Below are 3267 nucleotides of genomic sequence, written 5' to 3'. Positions count from 1 at the left end.
AAGCCCATCGCGGTCTTGACGTCGACCTCGTTGGGCAGCGTCTCCAGGTCTCGGCCCGTGTGGGTGATCATCAACAGGCCGGTGCCGTCCGTGCGGTTCAGGCGCGTGAGCTCGTCGACGCGCTGCACCATCCCCGCCCCGGCGCCCAGGGTCGCCCACATCTCGTCGAGAATCGCCAGGAAGTAGCGCTGCGGCGCCAGACCGCAGTCGGCCAGCACGTGCGCGGCCTCCATCGCTCCATAGGCATCGGACCAGCAGGCCAGGAGCACGCCCGCCTTGAGCGACTGGTCTCCTCGAGCGATCGCCGAGACGTCGATGCAGATCGCCGGGGCGTCGAGGTCGATCTTGGTGGTGGTGTGCTCGGCGAATACCTGGCCCATGACGCCGTCGGTCAGCGACTCCAGCGTCTGGACGAGGGTTCGGACCGTGCGCCTGTACTCCGCTTCGTCGGCGACGAACAGCGCTCGCCGCAGGTCGGCGTTTCCGGATCGGATGTAGTCGATCAGGTCTCGCAGTAGCGGCGGTGAGGCGAAGGAGAACTTGCCGCCCTGGCGCATTTCACGCAACGAGGTGGAGATGACCAGGCCCTCGAAGTCAGCCAGCGGCCGACCGCGGATCAGCTCGGCCAGCGCCACGACCATCGTGACCTGCCGCGAGTGCACCGACTCCTCGGTTTCGGTGATGGCCTCGGCAAGGCGCGTGCTGTCCTCGCCCCGGTCGCGGAGCTCGTCCAGATGGGCCTGCATCACCGGGATCGCCTCGCCCAGAGCGCCGGCGGCCAGTGGGTTCAGGTGCCCGTGCCCATGTCCGAGACGGATCACCTGCCCGCGCTTTCCGGCCGGGGTGACCATCGCATCGGTCACCGCCACGTACTCGCCTTTGATGTCCCCGGCCACGATCGGCACATGGCCCTGGGCGACCGCGCCGATGAACTGCTTGCGGATGATCGTGGACTTGCCCAGCCCGGGCAAGGAGAGCACGAACGCCGACGGGTTGCCGATGATGCCGGCGCGGAACCACGACAACACGTCGCCGGAGACGTCCTGGCCGGTCTGTGCGTGAACCCCCAGAGGGACGCCGACCGCCGGGGCGGTCGCCCCGACCACCCACGGGTTGAAGCCACAGCCGTAGTTGGTGGAGGTCTGGGTGGCGGCCGGGGCGGAGACCACTGCCATCCGCCCCGAGAACGCGCCCTTGAAGCCGCGGCCGTCGAGGGAGGCGTAGCGATTAGTGAACCGGGGCTTTCCGTAGCGGAGCTGCGGTGCCTGGCGGGCGGTGCGCGCCTGCTCGGCCCGGTCGGGGTGCTCGTCGCACCACCGCTTGTACGCGCGGCCGGTTCGTGTGTGCGGCCAGGGAGGGAGCTGATCGCCGGCGGTGATACGGGCGTGTAGCTCTTCCAGCTCGGCCGGCCCGACGGGGGTCTTGGTGCGCCTGGCCATCACTCCGCCTTCGCAAACGAGGAAATCGTGGACTTCTGATCGAGCAGCACGCCCAGACCCAGCGCGGCGGCGAACGCCGCATCCTGCTGGCCGTTGGTGGCGTGCAGCCGAAGCTGAGACCGGTTGCCGAGCTGGCCGATGATCGCCGAGCCCTGGTCGAGCAGTTCAGGGTTGCGCAGGGTGAGCGTCACCAGCAGCGAGTACTCGCCGAGCTGGCCGCCTCGGGCCAGCGCTTGCCGTGCGGCCTCGGTGCGTTCCAGGCGCAGGCCGGCAGAGGCCTTGCCGATCGAGCGGGTCTTGTTCGCAGCGTTGACCGCGTCGGTGTGCTCCTTCTCGACCTGCCTCACCCCGTCCCCGGCGGCGATCGGGCGGTAGATCAGCGTCACGCGCTTGCGGGGAATGTCTGACTTCGGCTCCAACAGGGGCCGCAGGACGTGGTCCGGGAACGCGGCGGCCGGCGGGGCGGCCATCTCGAACGAGCGGGACACCCAGTCTTCGTGGCGGTAGTGATTCCACTTCGCCACAGCCTCGGCCGGGCCGGCGTCGTCCCAGTCCACTCCGAGCGGCTCGCCAGACAGGCGAGCGCTGTTGATGGTCTCCTCCAGGTCGGGGCGGTAGCAACGCAGCGCCAGCCCGATCGCGTCCTCCGGGTTCATTGGTGTGGCGGACACTCCCGCGTACTCGAGCCGCTGGTACAGCCCGGGCAGCCGGAAACCCAGATCGGTGGCCATCGCCTCGGGGTCCTTGCGCTGCATCGCGGTGGCTGCCTTGAAGGTGACCGCGATCCATGACCGCGTGACGAGCTTGCCGCGAGCGAACTCCACCGCCGACTCTGCCTGGATGCGGCGGGCGATCTCCGGGGTGGACTCGCTGACCGAGTCCTTCACCGCGGCGATGAGGTCCTGCCCGGTCGTCGGGTACGACTCGACGGTCACGGTGGCCGCCACGACGTCGTCGTTGAGGGACAGCTCGGCGAGCCAGGCGCCCCATTCGGCGGTCATGTCGTTGCGGTCGGCCACCGTCAGCGGCTCCTGGCCGCGTGAGGCCGCGTCCAACAGGACGGTGTACTGGTTGAGCGCGCGGTCTCGGATGAGCGCGAAATCGTTGCCGGCCACGTCGCGGCCGACGTGCAGCTCGGTCTTGGCCAGGGCGCCGGGCAGCCGGTATCGGCCTCCCGGTACCCGCGAGTTCGGCCCGGACCGGTACACCGTGGAACCAGCGGCCTGTGCCCGCCAGAATTGCCAACGCATTTGAGCCACCTCGTAGAGAGTTCGATTACCGATACGCAGTACTGCCGGGGCCAGGTACGCCACCGCCAGCACCGCAATGAGCGCTCCCGCGCCTAGTCCGCCCTGCATCAGCACCAACATCGCCGCGATGAAGGCGATCCCGGCGATGATCGTGGCCCGCAGCGGCAGGCCGAACATGCCGGTGCGCTGCGACTTCTCACCGAGCGTGTAGAGCCGAAGGTCCGCCTGCTCACCTGATGCAGACACCAGCTATCTCCTTGCCGTCAGCGGTAGTGGTGGGGTGTTGGGTGAGCTGCCAGCGCACCGTCGATCATCTGCTCGGTCGTCTGTGTCGCTCGAGCCGTTGTCTGAGCTGCCGTCGCCACCGCGCCCACCCCGGCAGCGGCGAAGCCCGCCACGGTGCCGGCGCCACGGGCCGCACTTGCCACTGCCCCGCCGACACGGCCCGACGAGCTGGTGCCCGTGCCCGAGGAGCTCCTGCCTCCAGCTGGTGCGCCGCCCCCCGAAGGTGCCGATGGGGTCGGACCCGAAGAGCCGGCCGCCGGCGGTGACGACGAGCCTCCCGAGGAGTGCGGGCC

General features: G+C 69.6%; 2 protein-coding genes. Both read right to left on the bottom strand.

What is annotated here, in order from left to right:
• On the bottom strand, positions 1-1439 hold a 1439-nt coding region (locus G6022_RS15430), incomplete at its 3' end, for an ATP/GTP-binding protein (RefSeq protein WP_182691937.1).
• The gene (locus G6022_RS15425) at positions 1439-2935 is read right to left on the bottom strand and encodes an SCO6880 family protein (RefSeq protein ID WP_182639396.1); all 1497 of its coding nucleotides are present in this window, start codon (positions 2933-2935) and stop codon (positions 1439-1441) included. The genes G6022_RS15430 and G6022_RS15425, both read right to left, overlap by 1 nt.
• Positions 2936-3267: the final 332 nt, after the last annotated feature.

The organism is Dietzia sp. Cai40, from assembly GCF_014145165.1.
Taxonomy (GTDB): domain Bacteria; phylum Actinomycetota; class Actinomycetes; order Mycobacteriales; family Mycobacteriaceae; genus Dietzia; species Dietzia natronolimnaea.
This window is presented reverse-complemented; position numbering and strand designations above follow the sequence as displayed.